The 15,777-nt window shown below is 66.7% G+C and carries 13 protein-coding genes; 6 read left to right on the forward strand and 7 right to left on the reverse strand.

What is annotated here, in order from left to right:
• Nucleotides 1-670, reverse strand: a 670-nt coding sequence (locus AC6CHY_RS18830) for a TrmH family RNA methyltransferase (protein WP_498227819.1), incomplete at its 3' end; no start/stop codon positions are given.
• A 165-nt stretch (nucleotides 671-835) separates the two neighbouring features.
• Here AC6CHY_RS18830 and corA point away from each other — a divergent pair.
• A complete protein-coding gene (gene corA / locus AC6CHY_RS18835; protein WP_217388890.1) occupies nucleotides 836-1,843 on the forward strand; it encodes a magnesium/cobalt transporter CorA in 1,008 nt (335 codons plus the stop codon).
• Nucleotides 1,844-1,978: 135 nt separating this feature from the next.
• Nucleotides 1,979-2,773, forward strand: coding sequence for an HAD-IIA family hydrolase (locus tag AC6CHY_RS18840; RefSeq protein WP_498227907.1), 795 nt, complete (start codon nucleotides 1,979-1,981; stop codon nucleotides 2,771-2,773).
• Nucleotides 2,774-2,843: 70 nt separating this feature from the next.
• Here the strand turns inward: AC6CHY_RS18840 and AC6CHY_RS18845 are convergent, their stop codons facing one another.
• The 6 genes from AC6CHY_RS18845 to AC6CHY_RS18870 form a co-directional block, all read right to left on the reverse strand.
• The gene (locus tag AC6CHY_RS18845; RefSeq protein ID WP_498227821.1) at nucleotides 2,844-4,049 is read right to left on the reverse strand and encodes an amidohydrolase family protein; all 1,206 of its coding nucleotides are present in this window, start codon (nucleotides 4,047-4,049) and stop codon (nucleotides 2,844-2,846) included.
• Between the two features lie 164 nt (nucleotides 4,050-4,213).
• On the reverse strand, nucleotides 4,214-4,771 hold the full coding sequence (locus AC6CHY_RS18850) for a gluconokinase (protein WP_498227823.1): 558 nt from the start codon (nucleotides 4,769-4,771) through the stop codon (nucleotides 4,214-4,216).
• Nucleotides 4,768-5,997 carry a D-mannonate dehydratase ManD gene (gene manD, locus AC6CHY_RS18855; RefSeq protein ID WP_217388892.1) on the reverse strand — a complete coding sequence of 410 codons (1,230 nt, stop codon included), beginning with the start codon at nucleotides 5,995-5,997 and terminating at the stop codon, nucleotides 4,768-4,770. Before manD ends, AC6CHY_RS18850 begins: the two co-directional genes overlap by 4 nt.
• Before the next feature lie 56 nt (nucleotides 5,998-6,053).
• Nucleotides 6,054-7,508, reverse strand: a complete 1,455-nt coding sequence (locus tag AC6CHY_RS18860; protein WP_498227825.1) for a mannitol dehydrogenase family protein — start codon at nucleotides 7,506-7,508, stop codon at nucleotides 6,054-6,056.
• Nucleotides 7,505-8,914, reverse strand: coding sequence for a glucuronate isomerase (gene uxaC / locus AC6CHY_RS18865; protein ID WP_498227827.1), 1,410 nt, complete (start codon nucleotides 8,912-8,914; stop codon nucleotides 7,505-7,507). The genes AC6CHY_RS18860 and uxaC overlap by 4 nt, the downstream gene beginning before the upstream one ends.
• Before the next feature lie 82 nt (nucleotides 8,915-8,996).
• Nucleotides 8,997-10,013: a LacI family DNA-binding transcriptional regulator gene (locus tag AC6CHY_RS18870; RefSeq protein WP_336245086.1), complete on the reverse strand. Its 1,017-nt coding sequence runs from the start codon at nucleotides 10,011-10,013 to the stop codon at nucleotides 8,997-8,999.
• A gap of 299 nt (nucleotides 10,014-10,312) precedes the next feature.
• On the opposite strand from AC6CHY_RS18870, the gene AC6CHY_RS18875 reads away from it, so the two are divergent.
• The 4 genes from AC6CHY_RS18875 (at nucleotide 10,313) to AC6CHY_RS18890 (ending at nucleotide 15,698) form a co-directional block, all read left to right on the forward strand.
• Nucleotides 10,313-11,218: a TRAP transporter substrate-binding protein gene (locus AC6CHY_RS18875; protein ID WP_498227829.1), complete on the forward strand. Its 906-nt coding sequence runs from the start codon at nucleotides 10,313-10,315 to the stop codon at nucleotides 11,216-11,218.
• Entirely contained in the window at nucleotides 11,215-11,724 is a 510-nt protein-coding gene (locus AC6CHY_RS18880) for a TRAP transporter small permease (RefSeq protein ID WP_217388896.1), read from the forward strand. Before AC6CHY_RS18875 ends, AC6CHY_RS18880 begins: the two co-directional genes overlap by 4 nt.
• Nucleotides 11,725-11,726: 2 nt before the next feature.
• Nucleotides 11,727-13,037 (forward strand): TRAP transporter large permease, encoded by a 1,311-nt coding sequence (locus tag AC6CHY_RS18885; RefSeq protein ID WP_217388897.1) that lies wholly within the window; start codon nucleotides 11,727-11,729, stop codon nucleotides 13,035-13,037.
• Between the two features lie 282 nt (nucleotides 13,038-13,319).
• Complete coding sequence (locus AC6CHY_RS18890) at nucleotides 13,320-15,698, forward strand: glycoside hydrolase family 3 protein (RefSeq protein ID WP_498227832.1); 2,379 nt, start codon at nucleotides 13,320-13,322, stop codon at nucleotides 15,696-15,698.
• Nucleotides 15,699-15,777 lie beyond the last annotated feature (79 nt).

The following is a 15,777-nucleotide window of genomic DNA, read 5'->3' on the forward strand; positions in this document are numbered from 1 at the left end:
CCGACTGGTCGAAAACATGCCGACGGATCCACGCATGCATGGCGATTCCGGCGGCCGAGGCGGCATTGATGGAACGGGTCGATCCGAACTGCTCGATCGACAACGTCGCCTCGGCGCTTTGGTGGACTTCCTCGCTGAGGCCCGGCCCCTCCTGGCCGAAAACCAGCACGCAATTTCGCGGCAGTGCATAGGTTTCCAGCTTCTGGGAGTCGGGAAAAATGTCGATCCCGATGATCGCCAGCCCCTCCTCCCGGGCCCAGGCGACAAAGTCCTCGACCGTCGGGTGGTGGCGCACGTGCTGGTAGCGGTCGGTGACCATGGCCCCGCGCTTGTTCCAGCGCCGGCGGCCGATGATGTGCACCTCCTTGGCCAGAAAGGCGTTCGCGGTGCGCACCACGGTGCCGATGTTCATGTCGTGCTGCCAGTTCTCAATGGCGATGTGGAAGTCGTGGCGGCGCTCGTCGAGGTCGGCGATGATCGCCTCCATGGACCAGTAGCGGTACTTGTCGGCCACGTTGCGCCTGTCCCCCAGTTCCAGCAGCTCACGGTCGAAGTGGTCGCCGGCGGGGAATTCGCCCTCCCACGGGCCGACACCCACCTCGGGGCGTTCCTCATGGACGGGATCGAACTCGGTGGGCTCTGGTGCGGGGGATTCAACGGCGGAAGTCACTCCTCAAGGGTAGTCGCCAATGGTCCCGCACCGGATTCCCGCACTAAAACACCAGGTCGGGAAAGCACGCGCGCACCGGCCTGCGGCCGGTTGATGGCAAACTAACCTAAGGCACGATTCGCCCGCCGGGATTTCCTGCCCGGCCCTACATGCAAGGAGGGGTCCATGCCCATCATCGACAACGCGATTTACGTCAAGGGCAAGCGCGTGATCCATCCTCCGGACCTCAGCTCCACGTTCGAGTCCATGAAAGAGTCCGGCGGCATGGCCTGGCTGGGACTGTACCGACCCGACCAAGCGGAAATGCGGGAAGTCTCCGAGGAGCTGGGCCTGCACGAACTGGCGGTGGAGGACACGCTCTCCGGCCACCAGCGTCCCAAGCTGGAGCACTACGGCGACCACCTCTTTGTGGTGCTTCGACCGGCCCGCTACATTGACGAATCGGAAAAGGTCGAGTTCGGGGAATTGCACGTCTACGTCGGTGCCGACTTCGTGGTGACGGTGCGCCATGCCGAGTCTCCCAAACTGGCGCAGGTGCGCCACCGGCTCGAGGACGAAGCCGGACTGTTGGCGATCGGTCCCGAGGCCGTCCTCTACGCGGTCGTTGACCAGGTCGTGGACGAATACGAGCCGGTGTTTGCGGGCCTGAGCAACGACATCGACGAGATCGAGGACCAGCTCTTCTCCGGGACCCCGAATGTCTCGCGGCGCATCTACGAGCTGTCCCGGGAGGTCATTGAATTCCAGCGCGCGCTCGCGCCGCTGGAGGACGTTCTCACCCGCTTGCGCAGGGATTTCAGGCTCAGCGACATTTCCGAGGACGACGCCCTGGAACTTGACCGCAAGCTCATCGACGTCCAGGACCACGCGATCCGGCTCACCGAGCGCATTACCTCCTTCCGCGCCCTGTTGACCAACGCGCTGTCGCTGTCCTCGACGCTGGCCTCGCAGCGGGCCACGGAGGCGGGACTGGCGCAAAACGAGCAGATGAAGAAGATCTCGGCGTGGGCCGCCATCCTCTTTGCCCCGAGCCTCGTCACCGGCGTGTACGGCATGAACTTCACGCACATGCCTGAATTGGACTTCACTTTTGGCTATCCGGCCGCGGTCGGGCTGATGGTCGCCCTCGGGGTGGGACTCTTTGCCATCTTCAAGAAGAACAATTGGCTCTAGGTCCGCCCGGGGCTTCGTGCAATGCCGGGAAACCTGAAAGACTAGTGGCAGCAGGTAACCTCTCGAAAGGAACACCCACACGTGTCAACGCATGAACCACGCAACGTCCATGACATTGAATGCTGGCTCACGGACATGGACGGGGTGCTCGTCCACGAAAACCAGGCCATCCCCGGCGCCGCGGACATGATCGCGCATTGGGTCTCTTCCGGAAAACGCTTCCTGGTCCTGACCAACAACTCGATTTACACCCCGCGGGACCTGCGCGCGCGCTTGCTTTCCTCCGGGCTGGACGTGCCCGAGGCCAACATCTGGACCTCGGCCATGGCAACCGCGGAGTTCCTGCGCCGCCAGCGGCCGGGCGGCCGGGCCTTCGTGATCGGCGAGGCGGGGTTGACCACGGCGCTGCACGATGCCGGTTTCATCCTGACCGACCAGGACCCGGAGTACGTGGTGCTGGGCGAGACCCGCACCTACTCCTTCGAGGCCATCACCAAGGCCATCCGGTTGATCGCCGGCGGCGCCCGCTTCATCACCACCAACCCGGATGTCACCGGCCCCTCGCCCGAGGGCCTGCTTCCTGCCACCGGTTCCGTCGCGGCGCTGATCACCCAGGCCACCGGCAGCGCCCCGTACGTGGTCGGCAAGCCGAACCCGATGATGTTCCGCTCGGCCCTGAACCGGATCGACGCGCATTCGGAAACCACCGCGATGATCGGGGACCGCATGGACACCGACATCGTCGCGGGCATGGAGGCGGGATTGCTGACAATCCTGGTCCACACGGGAATCACCCGTCCCGGCGACGTGGCATCGTTCCCGTTCCGCCCGGATGTGGAACATGATTCGGTGGCCGAGATCCTGGCCGAGCTTCGCGAGGGACGCGTCGGCGAGGATTCGTTCGTTGCCTCCGGGCCGCACGAAGACTGATCCGTAGCCAAGTCACGGTGGCAGTGCCCGGTTCATCCGGGCACTGCCACCGCTGCACCGGCGACCCCGGCTAGGCAAGCTCCAGCTGGTCCGCCACCACGCGCCCATCGTGGATGACGGTGCGGTCGGACCCGCGGTCCATGACGGCGCTGGTCACGGTTTCGCCCGCGAGCAACACCAGGTCGGCGCGATCCCCCACGGCCAGGCCCGGGCGGTCGGTGGTCGAGCCCAGCCGGGCCAGGCCCCGGTCCATGATTCCCGCCCCGCCCCAGGTCGCAATGGCCGCGGCATGTTCGATCAGTTCGTCCTGCCGCAACCCGTGCGTGAAGGCCAGCTGCCAGGTGCGCGAGAGCAGGTCGCAGTCCCCGTAGGGGCTCCAGTAGTCGCGCTGGCCGTCCTCGCCCAGCCCCACCCGGATGCCCGCCGAGGTCATCGCGGCCAGGTTGAACTGCCTGCCCGAGGTCGCCGGGGCCACTGTTGCCCAGGAAATGTCCAGGTCCCCCATGCCCTCCATGACGCGGGCCGTGGCCGCCTCCGAAATATTGCCCAGCTCGTAGGCGTGGGACAGCGTCACCCGTCCCTCCATGCCCAGTGCCCGGGTGCGTTCCATGACGAGTTCGGTGCTGAAAAACGCCAGGTGGCCGGGCTCATGGAGGTGGATGTCGACGTCCACCTGGTATTTCTCCGCCAATCCGAACACGATGTCCAGGTGCCGCACCGGGTCACGGTCCAGTTGGCAGGGGTCGATGCCGCCCATCACGGTGGCCCCGAGCCTCAGTGATTCCTCCAGGTAGGGAACCGTTCCGGGCTCGAGCAGCAGTCCAGCCTGCGGGAAGGCCATGATCTGCACGTCGGCGCTGGCGGCAAGTTTTTCCTTGGCTGCAAGCACCGCCTCGAATTTTTCCAGCTTGCAGTCGACATCGATCTGCGCGTAGCTGCGCACCCGGGTGGTGCCGTGGGCGATCATGCGCCGGAGGGTCCCCTCGACCCTCTCGGGCAGCGGAACCTCGGCGTGGCGCCAGTTGTTGCGGTCGTTGAGCATCATGCCCCAGACCCCCGGAGCCCCGGTGTGTTCGCGGAACGGCAGCCCGATCCGGGTCGAGTCCAGGTGCACATGGACATCGGAGAACGCCGGAAGCGCCAGACGGCCCCGGCCGTCGATTCCGGCGGCCACGGGGAGATCCGGGTTGTGCGGGGCGATGCCGCAGATCCGCCCGTCGGCGAGCTCAAGGTCCACCGGGTCCCGGCCCCATGGCCTCACGTTGCGCACGAGCATTGCCCATTCCCCTTCGTCCGGTGGCCCGCCGGCGTCCGGCAGCGCGCCACCAACTCTTCCATGCCCGCGTGCCGGGGCCAAGCACCGGTTGGAAACGGCGAAGGGCACGGTGCCGGGGACTTCTCCCTCCGGCACCGTGCCCTTCGGGCCGCGGCGGCCTTGGCCTAGGCCCGCGCGTCCAGCCAGGCGGCGGCTTCCTGCGCCAGCCGTGCGGGCGTGGCGGCGATGTCCAGCACCACTCCCGCCTCGTCGCTTTCCAGCGGCTCAAGGGTGGCCAACTGGGATTCGAGCAGGCCCACGGGCATGAAGTGCCCGGGGCGGGCGCTCATGCGCTCGGTGAGCAGTTCGACCGTGCCGTGCAGGTGGATAAACACGGTACCCGGCGCCTCGGAGCGGATCAGGTCGCGGTAGGAGCGCTTGAGCGCCGAACACGCGATGACCATCGACCCGGGTTCGGCCGAGCCAAGGCGTTCGCCCACCTCGCGCAGCCACGGTTCGCGGTCTTCGTCGTCCAGCGGGTGCCCGGCGGCCATCTTGTCGATGTTCGACTGCGGGTGCAGGGAGTCCCCGTCGAGGAACCCCGCCCCCAGCTCCGCGCCCAAGAGCTCGCCCACGGTGGACTTGCCGCAGCCGGAGACACCCATGACGATGACCCGGTGCAGCGTGACTGCCGCGCCGTTGACGGCGTTGTCGGTGGCGGCTTCCATGGTTCCGGCGCTCACCAGTCGTGGACGGTGCCGTCGATGAGACGGTTGTAGGGCAGGTAGGCCTGCTGGTACGGGTAGGACAGCGCGGCTTCCTCGTTGAACTCGACGCCCAGGCCCGGCTTGTTGCCCGGGTGCAGGTAGCCGTCCTCGAAGGTCATCGACTGCTCGAAGACCGTGTTGGTGGCGTCCGAGTGCTGCATGTACTCCTGGATGCCGTAGTTGTGGATGGCCAGGCCCACGTGCAGCTGGGCGGCGAAGCCCACCGGGGAGATGTCGGTCGGGCCGTGGAAGCCGGACTTGACCTGGTACTGGGCTGCGTAGTCCATGACCTTCTTCAGCGGCGAGATGCCGCCGAAGTGGGTGGAGGCGGCGCGCACGTAGTCGATGAGCTGTTCCTTGATCAGCGACTGGAAGTCGTAGATCGTGTTGAAGACCTCGCCGATGGCGATCGGGGTGGTGGTGTGCTGGCGGACCAGGCGCAGCGCCTCCTGGTTTTCGCCCGGGGTGCAGTCCTCGAGCCAGAACAGGTCGTAGGGCTCCAGCGACTTGCCCAGCTTGGCGGCCTGGATCGGGGTCATGCGGTGGTGGCCGTCGTGCAGCAGCGGGATCTCAGGGCCGAATTCGTTGCGCACGGCCTCGAAGACGGTGGGCAGGTGGCGCAGGTAGGCGCGGGTGTCCCAGTCCTCTTCCACCGGGTAGGCGCCGCGGCCGGCCGGCTCGTAGTCGTAGCGTTCGCCCGAGGCCTGGGTCTGGGCGGCAACGCCGTAGACGGCCTTGATGCCCGGGACGGCGGTCTGCACGCGGATGGACTTGTAGCCCAGTTCCAGGTGCTCGCGGATCGAGTCGAAGAGCTGCTCGGTGTCGGTGCCCGAGGCGTGGCCGTAGGCGCGCAGGCCGTTGCGCGAGGCGCCGCCCAGCAGTTGGTAGACCGGCATGTTCGCGGCCTTGCCCTTGATGTCCCACAGGGCCATGTCCACCGCGGCGATGGCTGCCATGGTGATCGGCCCGCGGCGCCAGTACGAGGAGCGGTAGAGGAACTGCCAGGTGTCCTCGATGCGGTGCGCATCCTTGCCGATGAGCAGCTGGGCGACGTGGTCCTTGAGATAGGACGCGACGGCAAGCTCGCGGCCGTTCACGGTTGCATCGCCGATGCCGACCAGGCCGGATTCGGTGGTGACCTTGAGGGTCACGAAGTTGCGTGACGGGCTGGTCACAAATACTTCTGCCTTGATGATTTTCATGGCAATCCTTTCAAATGCCCGGTGCTACGGTGCACCGGTGGTGGCGGGGAGAAAAGTCAGTTGGTAAAGCGCCCGCGCAGGGCATGGATCGAGGCGATCGTGTCGGCGTCCCGGGACAGCTCCGCATCGACGACGGCCACCAGTGCCGCGGTCTGCTGCGGGGTCCCGGCGCCGATCGACGAATCGGCGAGAACCGCTTCCAGCGCGGCTGCGTTCGCATCGGCAACTGCGGTGCCGGAGGCGTGCTGCGCGGCCAGCTGGTCGCACCAGGCGGCCAGGAGGCGCAAGGCCGCGATGCCGTCGCGCCCGGCTTCCCGCTCGGCGCGGAACACCGGCAGCGCCCGGGCGGCGAGCTTGATCGATCCGTCGGTGGCGATCTGGGCCAGGTTGTGGGCGATGCGCGGGTTTTCGAAGCGTTCGCGCAGGGCCTGGCGGTAGGCGGGGACGGCGAGTTCCGGCTCGGTCAGGTGCGCGGAGGCGGCGTCCCAGAATTCCTCGACCCATCCGGAAACCGCCGGGTCGGCCAGGGCCTGGGCGACGGTGGCGTGTCCGCGCAGCTGCCCGGCGAAGGACATCAGCGTGTGGGCGCCGTTGAGCAGCCACAGCTTGCGGCGTTCGAAGGCCTCGAGGTCCTCGACGAACTGCGCGCCGGCCTTTTCCCAGGCCGGACGCCCGGCCGGGAAGTCACCGGAGAGCACCCAGGAGGAAAACGGCTCGGTGACCACCGGGGACACGTCGGCGAAGCCGGTCTGCTCCGCGACGGTGGCGCGGTCGGCGTCCGTGGTGCGCGGGGTGATGCGGTCGATGGAGGTGTCGACGAACGACACGTTCGCGTCGATCCAGCGCGCCAGCTCGGCGTCCACGGACTGCGCAAAACCCAGGATGCCGGCGCGGGTGACGGCGCCGTTGCCCGGCAAGTTGTCGCAGGAGACGATGGCCAGCGGCCAGCCGTCCCCCGAGCGGCGGGCCGCCAGGCCCACCAGGATCCGCGCCGCCGGGGTGGAGAGCCGCAGCTGCCCGAAGTCCGCCGCGGAGCTGGCGAAGAGCCCGGCGTCGTAGCGCTCGCGCAGCACCGACAGGTCGGAGCGCACCGCCGCGTCGTTGAGGTCAAGGGCCGGTTCGCCGGCGCCGGCCGCCATCTTGTAGCCGGCCTCGGTGATGGTCAGGGTGAGGATCGCGGTGGAGGGGCTGGCCAGCAGCGTGGTCAGGGCAGCCATGTCATTGCCGTCGTGCGCCTCCACGATGGAGTCGATGACCTCGAAGGTGTCGCCCTCGGCCTCGCGCCGGATCAGCGTGAACAGCCCGTCCTGCGCGGCGAGCTCGGTGGCGGCGGTGGCGCTGCGTCCGGTGAAGGCCGCGATCCCCCAGCCGTCGTTCGCCTTGGCGGTGTACCAGGCCTGGTGGGCGCGGTGGAAGGCGCCCAGGCCGATGTGCACGATGCGGACCTCGGCCTTGGCGGCCGGGTGGGTGGTGCGGTTCAGTTCGCGGGTTGCCACGGTTCCGGCGCTCACAGCTTGAAGGCCCGGCGCGGTGCGGCGTCGACGATGTCAACGATGATCTCGTGGGCGCGTTCCTCGGTGATCCGGTGCTCGGCGACCAGGCGGGCCAGGAAGGATGCCTCCACGCGGCGCGAGGCGTCGTGCCGCGCCGGGATGGAGCAGAAGGCGCGGGTGTCGTCGATGAAGCCCGAGGAGCGGGAGAAGCCGGCGGTCTCGGTGACCGCGGAGCGGAAGCGCATCATGGCATCCGGCGCATCCAGGAACCACCAGGGGGCGCCGATGAACACCGACGGGTAGAACCCGGCCAGCGGGGCGATCTCGCGGGAGAACACCGTCTCGTCGATGGTGAAGGGGATGAAGTGGAAGCCCTTGGCGGTGCCGAAGTCGTTGAGCAGCGGCTGCAGTCCGGTGGCGAAGTCCACGGCGAAGGGGATGTCGTGGCCGGTGTCCGGGCCGAAGGTCTTCAGCGTGGCGGAGTGGGTGTTGCGGTGCACGCCCGGGTGCATCGTCATGACCAGTCCGTCTTCCACTGCCATGGCGGCCTGCTGGTACATCATGTGCGCCTCGAAGGCGAAGGCCTCGGCGGTGCTGGCGGTGCCGGCCATGCCCTTGGCAAAGAGCGCGGCGGCCTCGTCGCGGGAAAGCTTCAGCGTGGCGGCCGAGTGCGAACCGTGGTCCGAGGACACCGCCCCGTGCTCGACGAAGTACGCGCGGCGGTTGGCCATCGCGGCCAGGTAGCCGTCGTATCCGGTGGCCCCCTGGCCGGCGGCCTGGATCAGCGCGTCGGCCTTGGCGGCGAAGTCGGCGCCCCAGAACTTGATGTAGGCGTCGGGGCGGAAGGTCGGCAGCACGCGGGAGGCGAAGGACGCGTCGGCCGCCAGTGCGCGGTGCGCCGCCAGGTCATCGAGCGGGTCGTCCGTGGTGGCCATGACCTCGATGTTGAAGGAGTCCATCAGTGCGCGCGGGCGGAAGCCCGGCTCGTCGATCTTCGCCTGCAGCGCCTTGAAGGTCGCCTCGGCGGTTTCCTCGCGGATGTCAAGGTCGTCGATGCCGAAGACGTCGACGAATTCCTGGCGCAGCCAGTACCCCGATGCGGTGCCGTCGAAGGCCTTCCAGTTGGCGCAAAAGGTGCGCCAGGCATCCAGTGCGCCGACCTCGGAGGTGCCGCCGACGCGCAGCTGCTGAAGCGGGACGCCGTTGGCGTGCAGCAGGCGCGTCACGTAGTGGTCCGGGCTCAGCAGCAGGGCGGTGGGGTCAGGGAACGGGGTGTCGTTGGCGATCATCGCCGCGTCCACGTGGCCGTGGGGCGAAATGATGGGCAGGTTTTCCACGTCCTTGTGGAGCGACCGGGCTATCTCGCGGACACCGGGGTCTGCGGGCAAAAGCCGATCGGGGTGGTTCGCAATCGAGGAAGGCATGTATTGATCGTCCGTATCTCTGGCAGGTATTGGCAACAAGTTGCCATGAGTTGCACCACTACCGCGGAGTCGCGGTTTTCCCCTAGCCGCGGGGGCGTGCCGTGGAGCCGCGCAGCACCAACCTCGTCGGCAGCACCACGGCCTGTTCGTGCGTGGAAACCGCGCCCCGCGAGATCGCCAAAAGGCTGCGCACGGCCGTGGCCCCCAGGGCGTGCAGGGGGGCGGCCACGCTGGAAAGTCCCGGCACGATCAACGAGGCGCCCGAGGAGTTGTCGAAGCCGATGATCGAGAAGTCCTCGGGAACGCCGAAGCCGTTGGCCTGCAGCCTGCGCATGAGCCCGAGCGCCAGCTGGTCATTGTAGGCAAGCACCGCTGTGGCCTTGCCCGTGGCGACCTTGTCCGCCGCCCGCGCCCCGCCGTCCATGGTGGGTGCGGCGGATTCGACCTTGGTGATCCGCACGTCGAGCTCCAGGCCCGCCTGTTTCACGGCCCCCCAGCGCATGGAGTCGGCCCAGGAGGCCTCGGGGCCCGCGAGGTAGGAAACCTCCAGGTGTCCCAGCTCCCTGAAATGCTCGATCGCCCGGCGCACCCCGCGCACATTGTCGGTGATCACGCTGGCCACGCCCTTGACCCCGCGGTTCATCACCACCGTGGGCTTTTGCTTGGCCATGGCGCGGATGGCCGCGTCGGACATGCGCGAGCTGCTGAGCACGATCCCGTCCACGATGTCCATGGACCGTTCGATGGCCTCGCGCTCGATGACCCCGGATTCCCGGGTGTGGGCCAGGAGCATGGTGTAGCCGTTCAGGGCGGCCTCCTCCTCGGCGCCGCGGATCATCTCGAAGTACACCGGGTTGGAAATGTCGGCCACCACCAGGGCAATGGTCCCGCGCCGGCTTCGTCCCTGGGCCATGGGGCGGCGCACGCTCACCGACTGGTAGCCGATCTCGTCGGCGACCTTCCGGATGCGTTCGGCCGTGGCGAAACTGACCCTCCCCGGGCGGGCAAAGGCCCGCGAAACGGTCGATGCGGAAACTCCCGCGATGCGCGCAACATCGTAGATGGTTGCCGGACGGGGTTCTTCGGGCCTGGGGGTCACACCCCTATCCTTGCGCGCCCGGCCAATAGTTGAAAGTCTGTGGCAACTAGTGGCAACAATTGGCTCCCCGCGCACTGTGGCGTACATCATCAATGCAACCGTCAATGTGGCCGGGAGATGCCTTTGCAGGCATCGCCTCGCAAGGGCAATGGGGCAACGTGGCCCCCTCGCCGGCCGGAAAGTAGCCTCCAGAGATGAAACTTCGCTTATTGCGAGCCGTCGCCCTGGCATCAGCGGCCGTACTTGGCCTAAGTGCGTGCACCGCTGGTATCTCGGGCACCGCAGAGGAGGGGAAGACCATGGTCCTTTCCCTCAACCAGTCAGAAACCCACCCGTCCTACATTGCCCTGACCGGCTTCGGCGAACGACTGAAGCAGGCCACCGACGGGCGCTGGGACATCAAGGTCTATCCCAACGAAACCCTCGGTGCCCAGCAGGAAGTCATCCAGCTCGTCTCCGACGGCGCCGTCGACATGCTCATCGCCTCGGGCACCCAGCTGGAAAACCTGAACCCCGAGTTCGCCACGCTGAACCTCCCGACGGTCTTCAACAGCATCGACCACCAGATCTCCGTGCTGCGCAACCCGCAGATCGTTGGCGAGCTGTTCTCCTCGCTCGAGGAATCAAAGAACCTCACGGTCCTGGGCGGACTCACCCAGGGCGACAGGAACCTCTACACGGCCCAGGGCCCCATCAAGACGCCGGAAGACCTGGCCGGCATGAAGATCCGCGTCCAGGAATCCGACATCCACATCGCGATGCTCAATGCCATGGGCGGCTCGGCCACCCCGATGTCCTACGGCGAGGTCTACACAGCCATGCAGTCGGGCGTGCTGGACGGGGCCGAAAACAACGAGGTCTCGTACACCACCCAGAAGCACAACGAGGTTGCCAAGTACGTGGCCCGCACCCGCCACCTGGTGGGCCTTGACTACATGCTCATCAACTCGGAGCTCCTGGAGAAGATGAACCCGGAGGACCGCAAGATCCTGGAAGCCGAATGGCAGAAGACCGTTGACGAGCACGTCAAGCTATGGCTGACGGACACGCAGGGGGCCATCGACAAGGCAACCGCCTCCGGATCCAAGTTCAACGACGTCGACGACGAGGCATTCCGCAAGGCCCTGGCCCCAGTGGTCGAAGGCGCCCTGAAGGGCGAAAAGGCCCACGCGCTGTACGAGGACATCAAGGAGGCCGGCAAGTGAACGCAATCAAGGCAGTTCTTGATGTCACGCTGAAGTGGCTGTGCGTCATTCTCTTCAGCTTCCTCGTGCTGGTGGTCTGCTGGCAGGTCTTCAGCCGCCAGGTCCTGCACGACCCGGCCACCTGGACCACGTCGCTGGCCCAGTACCTCTTTGTCTGGCTGGCCCTCTTCGGTTCCGCCTATGTCTTTTCCGACCGCGGCCACATTGCCGTGGACTTCCTGGTGCGCGCCCTCAAGATCAACGAAAAGCGCACCACCGAGGTCTTCGTCCAGGTCGTCATCCTGCTCTTCGCCGTGTTCGTCCTGGTCTATGGCGGAATTCGCGGTGTGGACCTGACCTGGTCCCAGAAGATTTCCGGCCTCCCCCTGAACATCGGCGCCATGTACCTGGCCCTGCCGATCTCCGGGGTCGTCACGGCCTTCTATGCCATCTACCACCTGGTTGAGGCGCTGCACGGACGCGGCCTGCCCAACGACAACGACGAAGAAATCCGGGAGGCGATCTAGCTTTGGATGCAGCACTTGTAGCAGGCATTGTCCTGGTTGTCGGCATCGCCGTGCTCTTGCTGGCACGCGTCCCGATCGCCGTCGCCGTCGGCATCTCGGCCTTCCTGGCCGTGGCCGCGGTCATCGGCGTGGAAAAAGCAGCCTTCGTTTCCGCACAGCGGATGTTCACCGGCATCAACTCCTTCACCCTCTTGGCCATCCCGTTCTTCATCCTGGCCGGCGTGCTGATGAACAACGGCGGCATTGCCGGGCGCCTCATCGATGCGGCCAAGGTCCTGGTCGGCCGCACCCCCGGCTCCCTGGCCCAGACCAACGTCGTGGCCAACGCCCTCTTCGGTTCGGTCTCCGGTGCCGCCGTCGCCTCGGCCGCAGCGGTCGGCGGGGTCATCGGCCCGCGCCAGCGCAAGGAAGGCTACGACAGGAACTTCTCCGCGGCCGTCAACATCGCCTCGGCACCCTCGGGCATGCTGATCCCGCCGTCGAACACCCTGATCGTGTACTCGCTGGTTTCCAGCACCTCGATCGCCACGCTCTTCGTGGCCGGCTACATCCCGGGCATCCTGTGGGCCCTGGCCTGCATGCTGGTGGTTTGGCTCTACGTGCGCAAGCGCCCGGAGCTGAAGAACCACACCAAGGTCGCGCTGCCGGTGGCACTGCTGACCATCTGGCGCGCGGTGCCCTCGATCCTGATGATCGTCATCGTCATCGGCGGTATCCTCGCCGGCGTCTTCACCCCGACGGAGTCAGCGGCAATCGCCGTGGTGTACTGCCTGATCCTGGGCTTCATCTACAAGGCCATCAAGGTCGGTGACCTGCCGCGCATCCTCATCGATGCCACGCTGACCACCGCCATCGTCATGCTGCTGGTCGGCGTATCCACGATCATGGCCTGGGTCATGGCCTTCTCCGGCATCCCGGCCGCGATCTCCTCGGGGCTGCTCGGCCTGACCGATTCCCCGACCATGATCCTGATCCTGATCATGGTGATCCTGCTGATCGTCGGCACGTTCATGGACCCGACCCCGGCAATCCTGATCTTCGTGCCGATCTTCCTGCCGATCGTCACCACCTTCGGCGTGGACCCGATCCACTTCGGCATCATGGTCACGTTCAACCTGTGCCTGGGCACCATCACCCCGCCGGTGGGCAACGTGCTCTTCGTGGGCGCCCGGGTGGCGGGGCTGCGCGCCGAACCGGTCATCAGGGCCCTGGTGCCGTTCTTCCTGGCCCTGGTCGCGATGCTCTTCGTCGTCACCTTCATCCCGCAGCTCTCGATGTGGCTGCCGGACGTGCTCGGCCTGCTGGCCGAGTAGCGACGCCCAGCCCAAAGCCACGGCCCGATGCGGTGCCGGAACCATTGAATGGTTCCGGCACCGCATTTGCTTAAGCCCGGCGGCGGAGAACCACCTCGAGGCAGCTTTTCCGGGGCCCGGCAGGGGCCCCGCGACGGGCGAGAAGACCCAAATCGGGGGCAATATATGGCAACCACGTGCACTTTGGCCGTGGTTCGCGTCACAGTGGATCTGCATCCCATGGCGGGCGTCACACTGGTCCCGCCATCGAATCTCGTACCAAGACTCAACGGAGAGCCGACCATGACCCGATTGTTACCGCCAGCCTCGAAACGGCGCCGCACCGCTGCGGCCCTGGCGCTGCCCCTGATCCTCACCCTGGGGGCGACATCCGCAAGCGCACTGCCCCCGACGGAAGGCGCCGCCCAAGGCGCGCCGGCCGCAGCTCAAACGAACGAAGGCAACCACGGCAAGCCGCCGACGCTCGGTGTCCGCGTCAAGGACACCATCACGGTCAAGGGCCGCACCTTCAAGGACCTCAACGCCAACGGCAAGCTCGACGCCTACGAGGACTGGCGGCTTTCCGCCGGCGAGCGCGCGGCGAACCTGGTGTCGCTGATGACGCTGGAGGAGAAGTCCGGCCTCATGCTGATCGACACGCTCAATGCCGCCTGCGACCCCGTCACGAAGAAGCGCGGCGCCCTTGACCCGGCGGCGGCCGGCTACATCAACGACCAGAAGATGCACCGCTTCATCTTCCGCAACACCGTCACCAGCGAGGACAAGGCCGTGTGCGGCGCTTCCGGCGGAGGCTTCCAGGCCAGCACATCCCTGACGCCGCAGGAAGCGGCAACGTACATGAACTCCGTCCAGGAGCTTGGCGAGGCCACCCGCCTGGGCATCCCGATGCTCTACAAGTCCAACGCGCGAAACCACATCGACCCGAACGCGCGGGCCGGCATCAACGAATCCGCCGGCGCCTTCACCGCCTTCCCCAAGGAGGCAGGCATTGCCGCCGCGGCATTGGGCGAGGAGGCACTGGCTACCGGGCAGGCGCCGACCACCGGCGACATGTCGGTGGTCGAGGACTTCGCGAATGTCATGGGCGATGAATGGGAGTCCATCGGGCTGCGCGGGATGTACGGCTACATGGCCGACCTGTCCACCGAGCCGCGCTGGTACCGCGCGCACGAAACGTTCACCGAGGATGCGGACCTGAACTCCAACATCATGACCACGCTCGTCCAGTCCCTGCAGGGACCGCTGGATGCGGAGGGCTCCTCGCTCAGCCCGGAGACCGCCGTGGCGCTGACCATGAAGCACTTCCCGGGCGGCGGGCCGCAGGAGCTGGGCCTGGATGCCCACTACTCGTTCGGCAAGACCCAGGTCTACCCGGGCGATGGCTTCGGCTACCACCTCAAGCCCTTCGAGGCGGCCATCAAGGCAGGCGTCTCCTCGATCATGCCGTATTACGGCGCCCCGGTGAACGTCACCCACGACGGCGTCACCTACGACCAGACCGGCATGGCCTTCTCCAAGCAGATCGTCAACGACCTGCTGCGCGACAAGCTCGGCTTCGCCGGCTACGTCAACTCCGACACCGGCATCATCAACGACCGCGCCTGGGGCCTGGAAGACAAGAGCGTTCCCGAGCGCGTTGCCGCTGCGATCAACGGGGGCACCGACACCCTCTCCGGCTTCCACGACGTCAAGACGATCACCGACCTGGTCGATTCAGGACTGCTGAGCGAGGAGCGCATCACGCTCGCCGCCACGCGGCTGACCGAACCGATGTTCAGCATGGGCCTGTTCGAGAATCCCTACGTCGACGCCGATGCCGCGAACGACGTGGTCGGCAGCGCGGCGAACCGCGAGGTGGGCCTGGACCTGCAGCGCAAGTCCGCCGTCCTGCTGCAGAACAAGGAAACCGCGGATGGTAGCAAGGTCTTGCCGCTGAAGCCCGAGTCCGACGTCTACGTCCTGGGAGACATCTCCGCCGAGAAGGTCGCCGAATACGGCTACAACGTCACAAACGGCAACACCAAGGACCCTGCCGCCCGGCCCAGCGCCAAGGACAGCGATGTCGCCCTGCTCAACATCACGGTGAACAACGCCAACACCGGCTCGTACGTCAGCAACAGCCCGGAATCCGGCATGAACCCCGAGCACATCAACCCCTCCGTGTTGGAAGGCGTGGCAGGGCTCGACGGACAAAGCCCCTACGGCGCCGCAGACGCCTGCGTCACCCAGGGCGCGACCGAATGCACCGACGACGGACTGCGCTTCGGTGGGTCGCTGCCGTGGGAGTCAAGCATCCTGGACTTCACGTCCATGGCCGAGTCCGAGTCGTGGAAGATCACCCCGTCGCTGGACACCATCAAGCAGGTCATGAGCGAGGTGGAGGATCCGTCCAAGGTGGTCCTGCACGTGTACTTCCGCCAGCCGTTCGTCATGGACGAGGCCAGCGGGCTGCGCGATGCGGGGGCGATCGTGGCCGGGTTCGGCATGAGCGACACCGCGCTGATGGATATCCTCTCCGGCAAGGTCGCCCCGCAGGGCAGGATGCCGTTCGCACTTGCCGGAACCGCCGAGGCGATCCGCGAGCAGTTCAGCGACCTGCCCGGCTACAAGGAGACTACGGACGGCGAGCTCTACCCGTTCGGCTTCGGCCTGGGATATTGATTCCCGTCGCCTAGTGCTGAGGCACTAACGAAGGCACCCGCCCAACGGCGGGTGCCTTCGCCGTGTAGCGGCCGGGCCT

The organism is Paeniglutamicibacter sp. GQ140 (assembly GCF_059759235.1).

Bases quoted from the DNA above. Each gene is read 5' to 3' on its own strand.
- AC6CHY_RS18840 (WP_498227907.1), top strand. From the start codon at position 1,979: ATGGACGGGGTGCTCGTCCACGAAAACCAGGCCATCCCCGGCGCCGCG.
- AC6CHY_RS18845 (WP_498227821.1), bottom strand. From the start codon at position 4,049: ATGCTCGTGCGCAACGTGAGGCCATGGGGCCGGGACCCGGTGGACCTT.
- manD (WP_217388892.1), bottom strand. From the start codon at position 5,997: ATGAAAATCATCAAGGCAGAAGTATTTGTGACCAGCCCGTCACGCAAC.
- AC6CHY_RS18890 (WP_498227832.1), top strand. From the start codon at position 13,320: ATGACCCGATTGTTACCGCCAGCCTCGAAACGGCGCCGCACCGCTGCG.
- AC6CHY_RS18875 (WP_498227829.1), top strand. From the start codon at position 10,313: ATGGTCCTTTCCCTCAACCAGTCAGAAACCCACCCGTCCTACATTGCC.
- corA (WP_217388890.1), top strand. From the start codon at position 836: ATGCCCATCATCGACAACGCGATTTACGTCAAGGGCAAGCGCGTGATC.
- uxaC (WP_498227827.1), bottom strand. From the start codon at position 8,914: ATGCCTTCCTCGATTGCGAACCACCCCGATCGGCTTTTGCCCGCAGAC.